Genomic DNA, 17,326 nt, shown 5'->3' with positions numbered 1-17,326 from the left:
CATCCCGCTACACGGCCCCACCAGAAACACCAGACCTGACCCACTACCTGCGCCTCAGCAAACTTGCCGGGACCCTGGGCCTTGACCGCCTGCACCTGCGCCGGTTCCACGAGGCGATGACCGGGGCCGCCAACTTCCTGGATGCAACCGACACTATGCTGCGTGTGGAGATTGATATGCGCATGGAAATCGAGGCTGCTTTCGCGCCCGATCTAGATGACGAGAGGTGGTAGAGAAATCTGGGCCGCGAACTGTCCGGACGTGGGTGGCAGGCTGGTTACGGAACCCCCACTGCTCCGGTGGCGAACGCCTTGAGGTAACGGCGGTGCAGTAGGTCCACCAACTCCACGACGGTCCTCAGAGTGGCTATCTCCTCGGTGGTGACGACGATGACCTTGAGACCTCTGGGCGCACCGTGCAGCCCGAGGGCATGGGCGTTGGTCATCTCCTCAGGGCTACCCGTGATGCCGTTGGCGGCAACCAAGATCCCCAGCCCGGCGCCGCGGCCAGCGAGGATGTTCATGAAGTAGCCGACCGTCTTGCTGTCGACCGGATCTTCCCAATCCTTGCACTCCACGATGATCACATCTGGTAGGAGCCACAGACCATCCGCCAGCTTGCCGTTGCCGACCGCCACGTCGATCTGCTCAGTACGAAAGATGTTGGTGGTGTTGGACTCCGCGATGCAGCCTGGCACCGTCTCGAACAGGTACCTGGTCAGCTCCTCGTAGAGCTTGCCCTTCGCGTCGGAAGTCGGAGCGCTGCGTGCGTCTGCCAGGAGGCGGTGGATCACCGCGGCGTCAAATGTCACCGCGTGGCCCGTGGATGAAGTAGTTGCGGGCCTCAACAAGCTGGCGCCCTAGCGTGTGCTGCTCGACACGCTGACGCAGATCGTCGACGTGCAAGACAACGATCGGTATGTCGGCGGGCGTCCGCGGCTGCTGCCTCGGACCGTCGTAGACCACCACGCCGAGAGACGCCCCTCGCTCCGACACGGCTCGGGCGAGGTCCCGGACTGCTCGCGAAAGATCGCGGCCTTGTAGCGCCTTCACCTGGACGAGCACTGGGCCGAGCGCCCCACCCACGCCAGGCAGGACCGCAGCGGCGTCGACAGCGGTATCACGTCCAAGATCCGCTGCTTCTTCGACGAGGGCACCGTCAGCCTTGAGGAGCTCAAATACTTCCCGTTCCAGCTGCCCTGCCGCCGCCCTCAGCTGTCCCCGAAGTGCCGAGCCCGGTACGAGCACCGGCGGCTTGCCCATAGGACCGTGGCCACCAGTCCGCCGACGCAGACCCGTCACTTTGTCGAACAGATCCAGATTGAGACGGAGGCTGGCCTCGTCGATGGCACCTGCGATCACCCAGACGTCGCCCGCAACTCCGCCGAAGCCCGGCAGCTCGTCCTCAGGGTTTTCAGCCAAGACAAGCAGAGGCAGGCCCCGGCCGAGGACTACCCCGAGCTCGACGTAGATCGCCGGCGGAACCGATGCCGGCGTCCCGTCCGCCCCGGTCGCTGGCAGCACGGCCACGGCGAAGTCGAAGTCGTCGAGCGGCACAGTAACCAGCTGTGCCCCGGCGAGTAGCTGCGTCGACGTTGTCACCAAGAGCTCTGTCTCGGCCGCGACCACCCGGAGCTCCGACAGGTCGGCGTAGTTCGGGGCGATCACGAGGCACTGCGGCACGAGGCGATCGTACGGCCAAGGCGTGGGCCTCCTGACAGGTCTGTTCCTCTGGCGGGGCGTTGCGCCATGAGGTCGTCGGAAGGCCGCGCCATCCGGACGCAGGCGTCGGCGGCGGGGAACGCCGCGGCGCTCACGAAGATCCATAGGGCCGGTCCTCCCGATTGGCAGTCTGACGGAGGCCAGAGGACGCCTCGCAGCAGCGGATGATGATCGGCCCCTCGTCTCCGGAAGGAGCAGCGGCGCCGTGCGATCACCATGCCAATCGGCAAAGCCGCAGGTCAAAGCCCCACAATTACCTTTGTGGCGGTTATAGAGAGCGCTTGTTCAGAGATCTCTATTCCTTTGTAGCATGTCATGCATTGGCTTGTAGCCCCGGACGAACTACCTTTGCAGCTGGGACTTATAGAGGAAGAGGACCCCCGGACGGCCTGAACTGCCACAACTGCGATACCCCTAGTGTCCCCGCTACAAAGGTGAATAGATCTTGATGGCTACTCCCGCGACCTCCCCGGGCCCGGAGTCCAGGCAGTTGCTTCAGCGGCTGGTCACACGGTCGAGCCGCCACACAGGCGTCCAGTTCCCTATCGGCTTTGTGCGTGACCCGAGCACCGGAGCGCCTCCGCTGTCCCGACTCATCCGCGGCGGCCGGGGCGGCGAAGTCCGCCTGAAGCTCTATCTGTGCCTGACCCTGGTCGCCGTCCAGCGCCCGTACAGCATCCGGGACATCAGTACGCGCGCCTGGGCGCGGGCCTTGGCCCTTCCAGAACCACCTACCAACGGCGCACGCCGGATTGGCGACGCGCTGGACTGGCTCCGCGACGAGAAGCTCGTCGAGCTGACGCGCCACCGCGGCGGAGCCCCGACCGTGAAGCTGCTCAGCCCGATGGGCGACGGCAAGGAGTACTCCTGGCGGGGCAGCGGGCGTTACGTGCGGATGCCGCTGGGCTTCTGGTCGGAGGAATGGATCACCAAGCTATCGGCGACGGCCATCGCGCTGCTGCTGGTCGTGCTGGAGATGCAGGGCGGACGCAACCCAGACAATCCGCCGTGGATTGCTGGACCAGACAAGGGGCGCTACGGCCTGTCCGATGACACCTGGACCCGGGCACGGCAGGAATTGGAGGCTGCCGGTCTACTGACAGTGGAGCGGGCGATGCACGGCCAGGACTTCGACGTGATGAAGCTGCGTAACACCTACTGGATCGATGTGGACCGGCTCGACTACCCGGAGGGGAAGCCTCCTCAACCCCCTCCTCCACCTCCGAGAGAGCCTCCTCGGTCACCGAGAACGGCACCAGGCTTCTCCCCTGAAGTCATGGCTCTGCTTCAGAACTTGGCCCGGCCAGCTGCGGCAGCTCGCCCACCGACCAGCTCGGCCTCCAATGCCCAGCAGAATGCGATGGATCATCACGGAAACACCCAGCCGTCATAGCGCACCGTCACGGTCGGGGACGGTGCGATCGCAGCCGACCGCTCACCGGGAACGATTACTGATGCTGCGGTCTATGGGCCGGGAGACGTGTCATCCTGTGAGCGGCCAGCCCTCTTCTGTAGCCACAGCTGCCGGGTGCCCGCTCCCCCGACGGCAGCCAGCAGGCCGTAGAGATCGACGAACGCCAGCACTTCACCGCCGCCCGCGCCGCAACCTGCCCGCACTACCCCACCGACATCACCCTCGGCTACGACCCCCACCTCTGGCTGCAACGGTCACAGGAACTCACCAGCCGGGAACCCGGAGGTGGATTCGCCAGGCCATGCCCGCCGCTGTTCCCCGGCCCCGGCGGACGACACCAGCAACGCGCCTTCCGTGACGCGCTCGCCGACCTCGTCCCACCCCAGCACGGCTGGCTACCCACCGTGCGCATCGCCGACTTCCAGGTCGCGGCCACCACCCCGGACGACGAACTGATCGTCGTTGTCCGCGGGCTCCTGCAACGCCCCGGCGGCCTCCCGACCCAGTTCTTCACATAGGCACGCATGGACCGTCCTCGACCCGGCCAGGGTCACGTCCAGTGGCGTGGTGTACGGAGGGTGACCCCGCGTGATCCTGGTTGAAGGTTATGCGGCCAAGGGTTCAGGTGTCACGCTGATTTCGAGCGTGTCGGGCCGGTTGTTTGCGGCGTCGACCTTGGCAAGAATCTCCACACCGAAATAGCGGTGGGTTTCGATCCACTCGTCGTGCTGCTCGGCGAGAACCGCGCCGACGAGACGTATGATCGCCCCACGGTCAGGAAAGATACCCACGACGTCGGTACGTCGCCTGATTTCCTTGTTCAGGCGCTCCTGCGGGTTCGAGGACCAGATCTGCCGCCAGATCTCCCGCGGGTAGGCGGTGAACGCGAGCAGATCACCCTTCGCCTCGGACAGGTGTTCCGCGGCACGAGGCAGTTTCTCGGAAAGCCCCTCGACGACCCGGTCGAACTGGACGGCGACCTCGTTCGCGTCAGCCTGATCGAAAATCGTTCGCACGACTGTGGCAACCCACGGCTGCGACGATTTCGGTGTGAGCACCAGCAAATCTCGCAGGTAGTGAGTCCGGCACCTCTGCCACGAAGCGCCCGGCAGCGTCGCTCCGATCGCGTTGACCAGGCCGCGGTGCGCGTCCGAGGTGACCAGACGGACCCCGGACAGGCCGCGGGCGACCAGGCCGCGGAAGAACGCCAGCCAGCCGGCCCCGTCCTCACTGCTCACGACGTCCAGGCCGAGGATCTCCCGACGTCCGTCGCCGTTGACCCCGACCGCGAGCAGGCAGTGCACGTTGACGACCCGCCCGCCCTCCCGGACCTTCATCGTCAACGCGTCGGCCTGCACGAACCGGTACGGACCAGCATCCAACGGCCTCGACCGGAACGCCTCGACCTGGCCATCGAGATGCTTCGCCAACTCGGACACCTGTGACTTCGAGATATGTGCCACCCCGAGCTGCTCGACCAGCTTGTCGACACGGCGGGTGGACACCCAGAGCAGATAGGACGTCGCGACGACCGAGATCAGCGCCTGCTCCGCCCGCCGACGACGCGTCAGCAGCCATTCCGGGAAGTACGATCCGGTCCGCAGCTTCGGAATCGCCAGATCAATCGTCCCCGCCCGAGTATCCCACTCCCGCGTCCGGTACCCATTCCGGCGATTCGTCCGATCCGGTGATATCTCCCCGTACTCGGCGCCGCAGAGCCCGTCCGCCTCGGCGCCCATCAACGCCTCCGCGAACGCCTTCACCATAGAGCCCAGCAGATCCGGACTCGCAGCCAGCAGTTCCTTGCCGAACCCCTCGGCATCGGTCACAGTCGGACGCACGGCCATCGCGTTTTCCTCCTCATCGAGTCCTTGGTCGTTCTCGAACGAGGATCACGCGGTGGTCGCTCTACGTCACGGACCGCCACTCCGGCGAGTCGCTAGACGATCACGATCCGTACACCACGTGCGTGGACTCCACTCCCGGCCAGAGAGGACCCGATCACCGGTCGCCATCAAGCTGCTTGATGGCGACCGCACCGGCCACCGGGGCAGCAGAAGACGAGGTGCGGGAGTCGATCCTTCTGGGCTGTCACTACCCTTGATCTGGTCGGCGCTCCGGGCTGCCGATGGGGAGGCGAAGCGGATCGCATGGGTGCGTCGGAGTCCAACGCTGGGGACGACTTCCACTTCTGGTGGGCCGCCAGCCGTGCACTTGCGCTCGTCGCGCCGGGCACCCGCCTGAGCTTGGTCACGTTGGAAGGACTGGCCCGGGTCGACGACCCAGACGAGTCGTACGAGACCGTGGACGTTGGCGAGTACTTCGGCGGTGAAAGGTTCGCGACGGCCGAGTTGGTGGTGCTGTCGCAGTTGAAGTACAGCACCCGGCATCCCGACCGCGAATGGACGGTGGCGCGGATCTGCGAGAAGCGTGACCGCAAGAAGCAGCCCCAGAATGCACTTGATTCGGGACGATCGGTGATCGCAGATCTTGCGGATGCCTATCGGAAGGTGCTGGCTGACCATGGCGTGGAGAGCGCGAGGAAGGTGAAGATCGCGCTCGTAACCAATCAGCCCGCCGATCCGCTGCTCGTGGCGAGCATCGCGGCGGCTGCGGAGGCTGTTCGTTCTCGCGGCGGCCGTCGGACACAGCTGGCCGACCTACGTCGAACGCTGAGCTCTGCGCATGCCGACGTTGTGAACAAGTTGGCGGCAGCGGTCAAGCCCCGGTTGGGAAGTACTGCGTTCTGCGGTTTCGTGACTGCGCTCGACCTGTCGCAGACCGGAACGCTCGATCGACATGCGTTTGCGCGGGCGGTTCGGGTCGGCGCGGTCGAGCTGACGCCAGGCCGCGGTTCCGATCCGGCCCTGAGCTTGTTCCATCTCGTTCGGCAGGAAGCACTGCCCCACGGAGGGCGAGGTGGTCTGAAAGCCGCCGATGTTCTGGCCGAGCTTGCAGCGCCTGAGCTGGTCGACCTGTATCCTGCGCCCCCGCGGCTGCCTGAGATTCGCCAGATGCTGCCCGTCCCTGGGGCGAAGGACCTGGCGGACGCCGTCACGGGACATCCCAGCACGCTGCTTATCGCGTCCGGCCCTGCTGGGGCGGGGAAGACCACCACGCTGCGGCAGTTGGAGGCGCATCTGCCCGCCGGTTCGGTGGTAGTGCTGTTCGACTGCTACGGCGCCGGTTCCTATCTCAACGCGGGCGAGGAGCGGCATACACTCAAGCGCTTCGTGACCCAGGTGATCAACGAACTTGCGCACCGATGCGGAACCTCGCCGATCGTCCAAGCACCATCGGGCGAGCCGGAGCTATGGCGGTTGTTGACACGGACGCTCACGGGTGCGGCAGCGACTCTCGCTCAGGGCGGCATGCTCGTCTTGGCCGTGGACGCCGCGGACAACGCCGAGTTCGCTGCAGGACGGCGTGGCGATCGGGGCTTCGTTGCCGACTTGGCGACGCTGCAGCTGCCGGAGAGAGTCAGCGTGGTCCTGACAGCTCGCAGCCATCGACTGGCGTCGCTACGGACCGATGCCGTTAGCTCACTTGAGCTCTCGTTGTTCGATCTCCCGTCGTTCGACGCCGCCACGTCCGCAGCGCATCTGAGGCAGCACCGACCCGATGCGTCCGATGAGGACGTCACTAGCTTCCACGACAGGACCGGAGGAAACCCCCGCGCGCAGTACTACGCCTTGGACTGGGCCGAGAAGAACGGCGCAGACATGGCGACCCTTCTGGACAAGTGTGCGCGGACCCCAGAGGCCTTGTTCGCCGACCTCATCAAGTCCGCGTTGCAGGTCGGTCAGTCCGACGCGGGAGGGCGGCAATGGCTCGCGATGCTGCTGGCGCTCGCTCGGCCGGTGAGGATAGACCTGCTCGCGTCGGCACTGGACGTGGACCGCACAGCGGTTGGGAGGTTCGCGGAAGGGCTAGCTCCGGGGGTGACGCTGTCCGACAGCGCCATCGAGTTCCGTGACGACGATTTCGAGACCTACGTCCGGGACCGTGTACCCCCAGCTGATCTGGCGGCGGCGCACGCGCGGCTCGCGGATCTCTTCTGGGCAACACGAACGAGCGATGCGGACGCTGCCGCCCAGATCGCCGACCATCTTCACACTGTCGGTCGGCTCGACGACCTGCTGCACCTCGTCCTGACCGAGCAGTCGCCCGCGGGCATCGCCGACGGAATTCGCCGCCAGGCTGTACAGGGACGACGGTTGGACCTTGCGGCGAGGGCGGCTGCTGCAAGAGGAAGCGCCGCGGCTGCGGTCCGGCTCGCGGCTCGCGGGTGCGACGCCGCGTCGCGGGCAGACGTGCTGTCCCGTTTGTTGGAAAGACGGCTTGACCTCGTCGCTCGGTACGCCGACATCGAGCTGCTCCAAGACCAGGTTCTACGCCAGCAGCCTCCGGAGTGGTTTGGTCCTGTCTGGATGCGTCTCGCGGCGGCGATGTCCCGCGACAAGAGGCGGCGCACTGCGGCCCGTGCCGCCCTGGATATGGCGGACGGCTGGAATCGGCGATGGAACGCCGGCCGCGACGACGAGACAGCGCACTGGACCGTCGGGACCGACGACATCGCGAGCGCGGCTGAAGCGCGGTACCGCCTGGACGGTCTCGACGCTGCCATCAAGGACCTGAAGCGGTGGCGGCCTGCCGCCACCGCTCTGGAAGCATCGGCAGAACTGGCCGCACGGATCGCGGGCGAGCTTGCACCCGATCAGGTACGAGCGGCGCTCCGTGGCAACAGGGTCCCAGCAGCCGCGCACGGCCCGGCCATCGCCTCCCTCGTCGAAGCGGGAAAGCCCGTCGACTCAGGCTGGATCGACGAGGTGACGAACGCTCTACTGACCGTGCAGCCGGGAGAGCTGGCGTCGTGGCATCTGGGCATGCTGACTGCCGCTGTTCGGTTCGGCGATCGGGCCGCCGCCGCGAGACTGGCCCGGCATTGGGCGCACGAACTGTCGTCGTTCCAGCGAGGATTCGCCCAGGCGGGTCCTGACGGGACAGCGCATCTACGGTGCCACGCGATCGGCGCGGCGTTGACCGGAGCGACTCTCTCGATCAACGATCTGATTCCGGCATTCCTTCAGCTGCGCGAGGACGAAGCAGTCGATGACGCGCGGACCCACCGGCGCGACGAGTGGATCAAGAAAGTTGCTCCCGTACTGGACGTTGCGCTTGTAGCGACGCGCGCGAGCCTTGGCAGCGCGACGCCCAACGAGCTAACGGAGCTGATCGACGGCGAACTCGCATCGCGCCTGGACGAGGCAGGCCACCGCTGGTTCACTCATGACCGGTCCTATCGTGCATGGGCGATGCTCGCGGCGGAGGCCGCACTGGACATCGGGAATCTCGACGATGTGCTCGATCGCCTCGCCGAAGCAGCACCCAAACTGATCCGCAGTGCCGCCCCTGACTTCTGGCTTGATCTCGCAGAGCTACTCACGAAACGCGATGCCGCCGAACGCGCCGCCGATCTCTGCGCTCGCGCTGCCGACCACGCCCGCGAGTACAGTCACTCGGCCTCCAATCGGTTGGATCTCCTTGCCCGCGCGGCCGGCATCGCCGCGCCCATCGCACCTTCGCTCGGCAAGACCCTGTTTGAGGCCGCTGTGGATGCCGCGACAGGAATCAACGACGACGCAGCCAGGCTCCTGGCGGTACACGCCGACCTGGCCAGGAAAGCCGAGGCAATCCCTGAAGCTAATCGCACAGCGATATCGGCGCGACTGATCGGTGCTGTAGAGGCAGTCGCGCCGCTTGTCACCGAGTCGTCGGTGATCCCCTATGCCGACGTCGTCGCAGCAGCCGCTCGCCTGGACCCGGCGGTTGGACTCGCCGCAGCGAGCCGCTGGGATGATCAGCATCACGTTCAGCTCGGGTTCACCTTGCCGGCCGCGCTCGTAGGAAGCGTCGACAGCGGCGAGATTCCCGCGTCGCAGGCACTCGCGCTCGACCACCTCATCGACACTGATGGGGTGCGGCTGACCTACCAACTTGACATCGCCGCGCGCATGGCCGGCGAGGGCGCCACGGGCACAGCCGACGCGCGTCGCACGCTCGCACGCGTCGCACGGTGGCTTCGCTGCCGAGTCCCTGCCCGCGACCAGCCCGCGCTCGCCCGCCAGTTCCTCGCGGCCCCAACTGCCGACCTTCTTGACGCGATCACCCGCACGGAGTTCGAGCGCATCGCCGCGTTTGAGTCCGACCCGAATCAGCGCGGCCTGCACGCCAGCCGTCGTTGGTATGGCGACGAACCGTCACCCGAGGCTGAGAACCTGCTCAACGGTGCGGACACTCGCACCTGGGCGACCCTCACCGACGACGTCGCCACCCTCTATCGCGTCAGCGCACGCAGCGAAGATCTACTCCGATTTGTCATCCGGGTCGTGCAGAGAGCGCGGCCTGACGAACGAGCCGACGCGCTCGGGGCCGCGCTGGAACTACCCGACTCGGTTCTCACGAGCACAATCGCGGCAGTCGCCACATGCGTAGAGAAGTGGCGCGGCTGGCCCGAGGTGCGGGCCTGGGTTGAGACGGCAATGCCGCAGCTGGTCGCACGCTGCGTGCCCCACCTCATCTGGTGGCACGACCTGGACGAGCTGATCGGCCACCTTCGGAGACTGGCCGACGACGGAGCAATCCGGAACGCGGTGCTGCAAACGATCCCTGACATGCGGCCCCAGCTCGCCGCCCAGGGATGGCAGCACGTCGCCGTCCTCCTCGGCCGGCTATGCAACGCCCACGATGCGACCGAAGCGCTCCTCGGGCTCCTTGATGATCACATTCCAGCTACCGAAGGCCGTCCGCTCGTTCGGCCGTGCAGCACCGAACCGGTGCCAGCGTTGCTCTGGAGTGCCTTCGGACACCCAAGCCGCGAGATGCGCTGGCGCGCGGCACATGCCACTCGCGATCTCCTCACGCACTCCGCGCCTGGCGCCATCGCCCATCTGGTCACCGACCTCGTCCGATACCTCGATCACGCCGACCCCGGACAGTTCCGCGATCCGACCCTGCACTTCTACGACATGTCCGCCGCCGTAGGGCTCCTCGTCGCGCTGCACCGCGTCGCCACCGACCGCCCCGCCGTGCTCACACCACACCGCGCTGACTTCGTGCGTCACGCCACCAGCTCCGAGCGGCCACACGCGCAGATCCGCGAGCTAGCTCGGCTCACGGCCCTAGCATTGACGGACCCGAACGACCCCAACTTTGGCTTGCTTCGCCTCGCGAACCAGCCCACACACTGTTCCACCAACCGCAAGCTGCAACATTCAGGTGACCACCTTGACCCGTCGCGGGCTCGCCGGTATGACTTCGACCTCATGGACACCGTGCCCTACTGGTTCACCCCTCTCGCACGGGTCTTCAATGTTTCCGTCGACATAGTCGCTGACCGCGCCGAGGTCTGGATTGTCGACCGATGGGGTCAAAGCCGGTCCGACTGGTGGTACGACGTTCGCGAGCTCCGTGACGAGCGGAGCTGGGAGCGGATGAACCACCGGCACGGCTCGATCCCTCCTGAGGAAAAGCTGCATCTATACCTGGAGTATCACGCGATGATGGCGGCTGCAGGTGGCCTCGTTGATAGCCGCCCTGTTCACGTTGGGCCTTGGGATGAGGACTCCGACGGGTGGGCTCGGTGGCTCGCGGGTGACCTACCTTCACCCGGCGTGTGGCTCGCTGATCTCGCCGCGGCCGTTCCTGTAGAGTCCGACCTGTTCAGGGATACCCGACCGGTGAGTGACACCTGGGACATTCCAACCGCGGGCGACTACGACCAGGCCCTTGAGCTCGACGATGACGATCTGCCGGGTGCGGTCCTCGTCGCTGGCCAAACAGATCTCCAGTTTCCCAACGGCCGCGAAAGCGTCCGAGTCTGGTCAGCGCTGGTCGCACCAACCTATGCTGAAGATCTTCAGCGAGCGCTCGCGGCCAGATCGGAGCCTTCCGACGGTAAGCTCCCCGACGAGGACCAGAGTGATCTTGAAGTCGACCACGAGCTCTTTCGGCTACGTGGCTGGCTGATAGATCCACGGGAATCCGGAACAGTAATCGACGATCACGACGTATACGCGAAAAAGATTTCTAAAGCCCTACCGCTCCCCGGCCACCGCTTCCGCGCGGCGACTCGCTCGACGCCCGACTCGGCCAGCCAGACGCTCACAACCTCCGACGGCACTGTCATAGCGCAAAGCCAACAGTGGGCCGACCGCGAGCCCGGGACCAGACACAGTCGAGCGACCACATCGTCCGGATACCGCCTCCGCGTCGATCGAGACACACTGCTGCGCTACCTCAGTGACACCAACACCCACCTCATCGTGGAGGTCCAAATTGGGCGACATCGCTCGGAGGGACACCATCCCCCACACTTCCGCATCTACCTCATCGACGCCACCGGACGCATCACCGCCAGCGGACTCAACTGCGGAGCTGGGTGAGCGTATTCTTGCCGAACTCGGCGCCGATCGCACTAGCAACACCCTGACTCGCTGGCTCGCGCACCACACCGCGCGACTCGTCGAAGCCGCCGACCGAGCGCGCGAAACAGGCGCCGCGGATGCCGACGCGAAGGCCGCCGAAGCCCGCGAAGCCATCCTTCAACTGTGGAAAGCCCGCGATACATGGCCGGAAGGTTGGCCACCTCCTCGCGCAGCCAAGATCGCAGAGATACTCGACAGCCTGCCCGACCTCGACGAAGACCAATGCTCATGGCAGCGCAAGACCACCCTTGCTCAGCTTCAAGAACTACATTATCGGACTCTGGCCGGCCTGGTTGATCTAGTAGCAGGCTCCGACACGGCCGGGATCGAACAGCAATGGCTGGATACCGTAGGAGACCGACTCACTCCGCAGGAATTCTCACTACTCCAGCGAGCCGTCACCGAAAGAAACCACACAGAAAAATTCATTCCGCAGTGGCTTAGAGAGCTGGAAGAAAAGATCGATCTAAAGCCAATACAGCTCGACCTCGACGAAATATCGACGCATCCGCTAGCAAATCTTGGAAAATCTTATCTAGAAAAAATTCTAGCCATCATCGAGCAGGCGACCAGTTACACGACCGATAATGAATCACCCGGCGACATAGATGAACTTGATCGCGATGTCGATGGAACCAAAAAATCCGACGCCCCATAGAACCTTGATTTGCTATTGATTCTGGCGCCTTCCATCGACACCAAATCTCTCCTGTCCACCCGGACGCTCTTCCTCGAACTGCAGCGCTCGCTAGGCCAAATCCAGCATGATGCACGCGAATCGCCTTACTGCTGGCCATATTAGGGTACAAATAGAAGGATCCGAAACGTGCCGCTAGCGCCTTATCTGCACCCGTAGATCCGGCAAACGGAGTGTTCGCGAAGGTAAAGCTTCGTCGAGATGGGCGCAGCCTGGGTCGGATCAAGGATCCGCTAGCGCGGCGGCCATTAGCCGACTTCAACTGCGACGAGGATGTCCTGCCAAAGCAGCCTTATCGGTGTTTCGGTACCGTCACGGCGAACAAGAGAAACTGTCTCAGTGTACCCGTCGTACCGCTCGCCATCCAGATCTAGAACGAAGCCCCAGCCGACTCCCCGAACGCGCCAGCATTCAAGCGTCACCTTCTCCGCAAGTCTCGCCTCAGCTCCAGTTTTGACGGCGTATGTGGCATACACATCCCACCCTTTCCGAACATGCTGTTGAAGCCGCGGGGAGCCAATGTTGCAGATACCGATCTTCGCTACCGTTTCCCGTATCAGGAGATAGATCAATGCAGGGTCGGTATCACGGAATCCACTCGTGGAACAGTTAGGGCATCCCCCCTGCCCCGAGCTGACCACGCTGTCATAGCGTGGCGTGACTACATCCCCACAACCCATGCAGATCGACATACAGGGTACGTGGGAAGCAGTGATCTCGACAATCGGCCAATAGCCACGCTCGATCATCTTCTTCTTCGCGGTATCGGGATTTATTGCCTTGCCCTTACAAAACTTGCAACCGGAAGCTCTGCGGGCTGTTCCCGCATATCGAGGCATGATGAACTCACCGCACTCCATACAAACGCAGAGCCAAGGATCTACTGTCCTGCGGAACGGGGCGACCGGCCACATACCATGCGCTATCATAGTCGCCTTAGCGACTTCCGGATTGACTTCACGACGTCCGCACTTCTCGCAGCCACCGTTACCCTTGTGTACCACCGAGTTGTATCTCGGCCTGACAAACTCACCGCATACCATGCAGACACACAACCAGGGAACGCTCGTGTTAACGAAATCGGCGACCGGCCAGACACCACTATTGATCATCTCGCTCTTGGCTACTTCGGGATCGATACCTCTATCCCTTCGAGCACATTCCCTACACCCGCCCTGGCCACGACTCACGACATTGGCGTACGTCGGAGAGATAAATGAACCGCACTCCATGCAGACAGAGGGCCACGGCGCCAATGTCCTGTCGAATGACTCGATCGGCCAGACGCCGCGTTCAATCATCTCCTTCTTCGCCATCTCCGGGTCGAGACGGAGGTGATTAATTGCTTTCACAGTGCCACACCGCCTGCAGCCACCCGCCCCTTTGTTGACAACGTTGTTATATCTTGGCTCGACGAACTCGCCGCAGGTCATGCAGACGCACAGCCACTTGTCCTGCGTATTCGCGAACGGAGCAATCGGCCAGGCTCCACACTCGATCATCTTTTGCTTGGCCTCGTTAGGATCTAGACGCCTCACACATACCTCCGTAGTCGATCCCTGTTCGACTAAATATACGGAGATGTTCGGTCAGAGTTCAAACCTTCTCCCCTGAATCTTGCCCTTCAGTTGTCGAGAAATTGTCAGGCGACAATTTAGTGTCGCTAAATGATCTTGATCAATAGCTCGATCCCGCTCTCCGTCGCCCCTCGTCGCCGTCGCGACAAGATTGATCCAGTATCCGCGGGAGTCCCGCGGGACTCCCGCGGGAGCCGCTGTGGCCGGCATGCGGCGTCTCGGAACGAGAGCATTCGCGGGTTTCGTCCAGGCGTGGACGCCTCATATCGCCGAGCTGTGCTTCCGGGTGGGCTTAGGCGGGAGGTCGAATTGGATTGCGCCGGTGGCGGGGCTGGACGGGGATGCTTCATGCCTGCCGATGCGAGTCCAGTAGGCGGGCAGCTCCTCCCGCAGGACCTGGCGGAACGCGGCGTGGGCGTCGGGCAGGGCGATCGGGTGGCCCGCGAGTTCGGCGCACAAGTCGACCAGCGGCCAGGTGATCAGCGTGCCGTAGCGGGCGAGGTAGTAGCCGACGGAGTGCAGGGCGTACTCGTCGGGGTAGTCGAGCAGGGCGTAGCCGAGCAGCTGGTCGAGGTCGGGGCGGGACAGGCTCATGGTCCGTGTGCCGTCCTTGCGGGGGCTGCCGCCTTGGCCGGCCTTGATGTCTAACAACAGTCCGTCGACGATGAGGTCGGCGTAGGCGTGGAGGTCCTCGCTGCCGGCGAACGTGGGTCCGGATTCGCCGGGTTGGCCTGCCAGCGCGGGTAGCAGGGTTTCGCGGGCCAGGTCTCGCATGGCGATCAGGTCGGTGACCTCGTCAGGGGTGGCCAGTGCCGCCAGGTCGCGGGGGCCGGCGCCCTCCGTGAGCTGTATGAGCCGTGATCCGAGCAGCGCGGCGGGGTTGCGCAGGGGCTCGACGAGTAGCGCCAGTGCGTAACAGAGCCGGGCCATCCACGGGTCGGGACGGTCTCGCCATACCGTCGGGTCGATCGCGTGCAGGGTGAGTTGGTCGTCGACCCCACCCAGTGCGTACAGCATCTGCATCCCGGCTCGGGCCCACAGGGTTGGCCCGGCCCTCAAGCAGCTCCACACCGCCAGGTCCGGCGAGGGCTCCGGGTCGATCAGGAACCGGAGCCACCAGTCAATGGCTGCACCTTGTGTCCCGCCTGCCGCCCCGGCGGGTGGAAGCAGCCGGGCGGTTGAGTCGGCCTGGAACGCGGTGCCGGTGTTGCCGCCGGTCCGTTTCTCCAGGCCGCTCGCCGAACCCGGCGTACCCGTTTCCGAGTACCGGGCTCTCCACAGATCCTGCCGTGGGTTGTTCGTCAGGCGATCGCCCAGGGAGTGGAGATGGTGTCGCCCCGGTAGCGGTACCGCGTGATCGCGGGTGTTCGCGCCGGGTTGATTAGTTCCACTCCGTCCACCGTGATCGGCAGCCAGGACCCGTGGGGGCCGAGGAGCCGTTTACGGATGTCCTTCCACGACCAGCGGTGCAGTGTCTTGAACCACATGATCACCCGGCGCCAGAGGAAGATCCCCAGCATCCTGAACGTGTGCTTTGCGACAGCGTGCCGGAAGTAGTTAGTCCAGCCGTGCACGATCTGATTGAGCCGGATCAGCACGTCTGCGGGGTTAGCCTGTGACGTCCTGCGGGTCAGGGCACGGATCTTATCCTTCACCGAACGGACAGGTCGCTCTGCAATGAAGGAGTATACGTACCATTTTGCGCTTCCTCGCTTGCGTTTCCGTTGGATGCGGAAGCCGAGGAAATCGAACCCGTCCTCCATGTGCACGATTCGGGTCTTGGCTGGTGAGAGCTTCAACCCCAATGGTTCGAGCACGGAGGCCACTTCGTGCTGGAGCGCGCGGGCGTCGTCGGCGGTGCCGTGCACCAGGGCGGCGAAGTCGTCCGCGTAGCGAACAATTCGCCAGTTGGGCAGGCCATGGCGACGGCGTTTCTTACGCGGATACTGGCCGTCCATCCGTCCGCCGGGCTTCCAATCACGGTGAAGGTGCTCGTCGAGCACCGACAGGGCGATATTGAAGATCAGCGGGGAAAGGATACCGCCTTGCGGTGTGCCGGTGTGGGTGTCCCTGCGCTGGCCGTCCTCGGTGAGGATACCCGCCTTGAGGAACGCTTTCACCAGTGCCAGAACACGCTTGTCCTTCACACGGACCCGCACCGCGTCCATGACGGCGCGGTGCGAGACGTTGTCGAAGGCCGCTTCGATGTCAGCGTCCAGCACCCAGTGGTAGCCCTTGATACCGAAGCGCTGGATCTCCGCGATCGCGTCCTGAGCTCGCCGCTTGGGCCGGAACCCATAGGAGACCGGCAGGAAGTCGGCCTCGAAGATGGGCTCCAGCACCAGTTTCAGCGCTGCCTGGACCGTGCGGTCAGCAACCGAGGGAATCCCAAGGCTCCTGACCTTCCCGGCCCCGCCCGGCTTGGGGATCTTACGTTCCCTCACCGGAAGCGGCCGGAACGATCCGGACTTCAGATCCGCACGCAGAGCAGTCAGGAATCCTGGGGCTGACGCGACGTCGGTGGCCGTCAGACCATCCACGCCGGCCGTCCGAGCTCCCTGATTGCTCGCGACCCGTTCAAACGCCACAAGCAGCGTCGCCGGGTCGTGCACGAAGTTGAACAGATCGTCGAACCGGCGGCCGGGTTCGGCCACCGCCCAACGGTGAAGTTTGGTCTGCATCTCCAGTACCCGACCCGAGAGCCCCAACGGGGCCGGTACGGTCGGAGCACTACCATTCGGCAGTACGTCTTCTGGCATTGCAGTCTCCTTCCCTTCTCGTCACTGCTGCCGCCCTTCCCCCTGTTCCGGGCTTTCCCCGGATCCGAGTACTACGGCGGCTCCGCCCCGTTCAAGACCGATCGGCCGACGGTGGGCCCAGCCTCCGAGTCGCACTGTCGACGCGGCCCGAAGGCAGATCCAGAACGGTTCCCGTGTTCACTGCTGACCGTTCGTTGCAGGAGGCGCCCGACTCTGCCCCGGCGGCTTCACCGTGGTTACGCCGCAGGCATTCACCACGGCCTCCCGGGCCTGCAGCTAAAAACCTGCCCGGGAGTTCCCCACCCCTTTAGGGCGGGTGGGGTGCGCACCGCATCCAGCCCAGATCCACCAGGTTAGAGCCGGTGACTCATTTCGGGGCGTAAACGCCGGTTCCTCTCGTACACCTCTGCGACTCGCTCGCCGGACCCGACCCATCTGGCAGTTCTGAGCCGTCCCGGCTTTGTCGCGGCTGCTCCCGCCGTTCCCGGCACCTCCCGGATCAGGCTGCCGCCAGCTACGCTCACCCCGCTGCGACGGAGCGTGCGGTGTAGGTCTTTCACCTTCACTCGGTCAAACAGCGCTTTCCACGGCGCACGTAGTTGTCAAGTCAACTGGGACAGTGGGTCGTCGCTCGGTTGGCTTGGAATGGGCTGGTTGATCCACACTGTGTCG

Annotated in this window: 10 protein-coding genes; 4 read left to right on the top strand and 6 right to left on the bottom strand. The window is 64.6% G+C overall.

Annotated elements, in window-relative coordinates; genetic code table 11:
- The coding region (locus ND747_RS15500; RefSeq protein ID WP_251734334.1) for a hypothetical protein at nucleotides 1–233 on the top strand (233 nt) is incomplete at its 5' end.
- Nucleotides 234–277: 44 nt separating this feature from the next.
- On the opposite strand, the gene ND747_RS15495 is transcribed toward ND747_RS15500, so the two are convergent.
- Together ND747_RS15495 and ND747_RS29805 are read right to left on the bottom strand one after the other, a co-directional pair.
- A complete protein-coding gene (locus tag ND747_RS15495; RefSeq protein ID WP_251734333.1) occupies nucleotides 278–811 on the bottom strand; it encodes a restriction endonuclease in 534 nt (177 codons plus the stop codon).
- Nucleotides 801–1,667 (bottom strand): restriction endonuclease, encoded by an 867-nt coding sequence (locus ND747_RS29805; protein WP_251734332.1) that lies wholly within the window; start codon nucleotides 1,665–1,667, stop codon nucleotides 801–803. Before ND747_RS29805 ends, ND747_RS15495 begins: the two co-directional genes overlap by 11 nt.
- A gap of 544 nt (nucleotides 1,668–2,211) precedes the next feature.
- Between ND747_RS29805 and ND747_RS15485 the strand changes: the two genes are divergently transcribed.
- On the top strand, nucleotides 2,212–3,114 hold the full coding sequence (locus tag ND747_RS15485) for a hypothetical protein (RefSeq protein WP_251734331.1): 903 nt from the start codon (nucleotides 2,212–2,214) through the stop codon (nucleotides 3,112–3,114).
- 626 nt (nucleotides 3,115–3,740) lie between these two features.
- On the opposite strand, the gene ND747_RS15480 is transcribed toward ND747_RS15485, so the two are convergent.
- Complete coding sequence (locus ND747_RS15480; protein WP_251734330.1) at nucleotides 3,741–4,982, bottom strand: IS256 family transposase; 1,242 nt, start codon at nucleotides 4,980–4,982, stop codon at nucleotides 3,741–3,743.
- Nucleotides 4,983–5,285: 303 nt separating this feature from the next.
- On the opposite strand from ND747_RS15480, the gene ND747_RS15475 reads away from it, so the two are divergent.
- Nucleotides 5,286–11,579, top strand: a complete 6,294-nt coding sequence (locus tag ND747_RS15475) for an ATP-binding protein (protein ID WP_251734329.1) — start codon at nucleotides 5,286–5,288, stop codon at nucleotides 11,577–11,579.
- Nucleotides 11,473–12,279 (top strand): hypothetical protein, encoded by an 807-nt coding sequence (locus tag ND747_RS15470; RefSeq protein ID WP_251734328.1) that lies wholly within the window; start codon nucleotides 11,473–11,475, stop codon nucleotides 12,277–12,279. Before ND747_RS15475 ends, ND747_RS15470 begins: the two co-directional genes overlap by 107 nt.
- Before the next feature lie 287 nt (nucleotides 12,280–12,566).
- On the opposite strand, the gene ND747_RS15465 is transcribed toward ND747_RS15470, so the two are convergent.
- The 3 genes from ND747_RS15465 to ltrA all read right to left on the bottom strand — a co-directional run bounded on the left by ND747_RS15465 (nucleotide 12,567) and on the right by ltrA (nucleotide 16,576).
- Nucleotides 12,567–13,856: a hypothetical protein gene (locus ND747_RS15465; RefSeq protein WP_251734327.1), complete on the bottom strand. Its 1,290-nt coding sequence runs from the start codon at nucleotides 13,854–13,856 to the stop codon at nucleotides 12,567–12,569.
- A 300-nt stretch (nucleotides 13,857–14,156) separates the two neighbouring features.
- Complete coding sequence (locus tag ND747_RS15460) at nucleotides 14,157–14,912, bottom strand: hypothetical protein (protein ID WP_251734326.1); 756 nt, start codon at nucleotides 14,910–14,912, stop codon at nucleotides 14,157–14,159.
- Nucleotides 14,913–15,196: 284 nt separating this feature from the next.
- Nucleotides 15,197–16,576 (bottom strand): group II intron reverse transcriptase/maturase, encoded by a 1,380-nt coding sequence (gene ltrA, locus ND747_RS15455; protein ID WP_251734325.1) that lies wholly within the window; start codon nucleotides 16,574–16,576, stop codon nucleotides 15,197–15,199.
- Between the last annotated feature and the right edge of the window lie 750 nt (nucleotides 16,577–17,326).

This window comes from Frankia sp. R82, from assembly GCF_023716925.1.
In the GTDB taxonomy this organism is placed as follows: Bacteria; Actinomycetota; Actinomycetes; order Frankiales; family Frankiaceae; genus Frankia.
The sequence above is the reverse complement of the archived record's forward strand: the minus strand, read 5'-3'. Positions and strand labels throughout refer to the sequence as shown.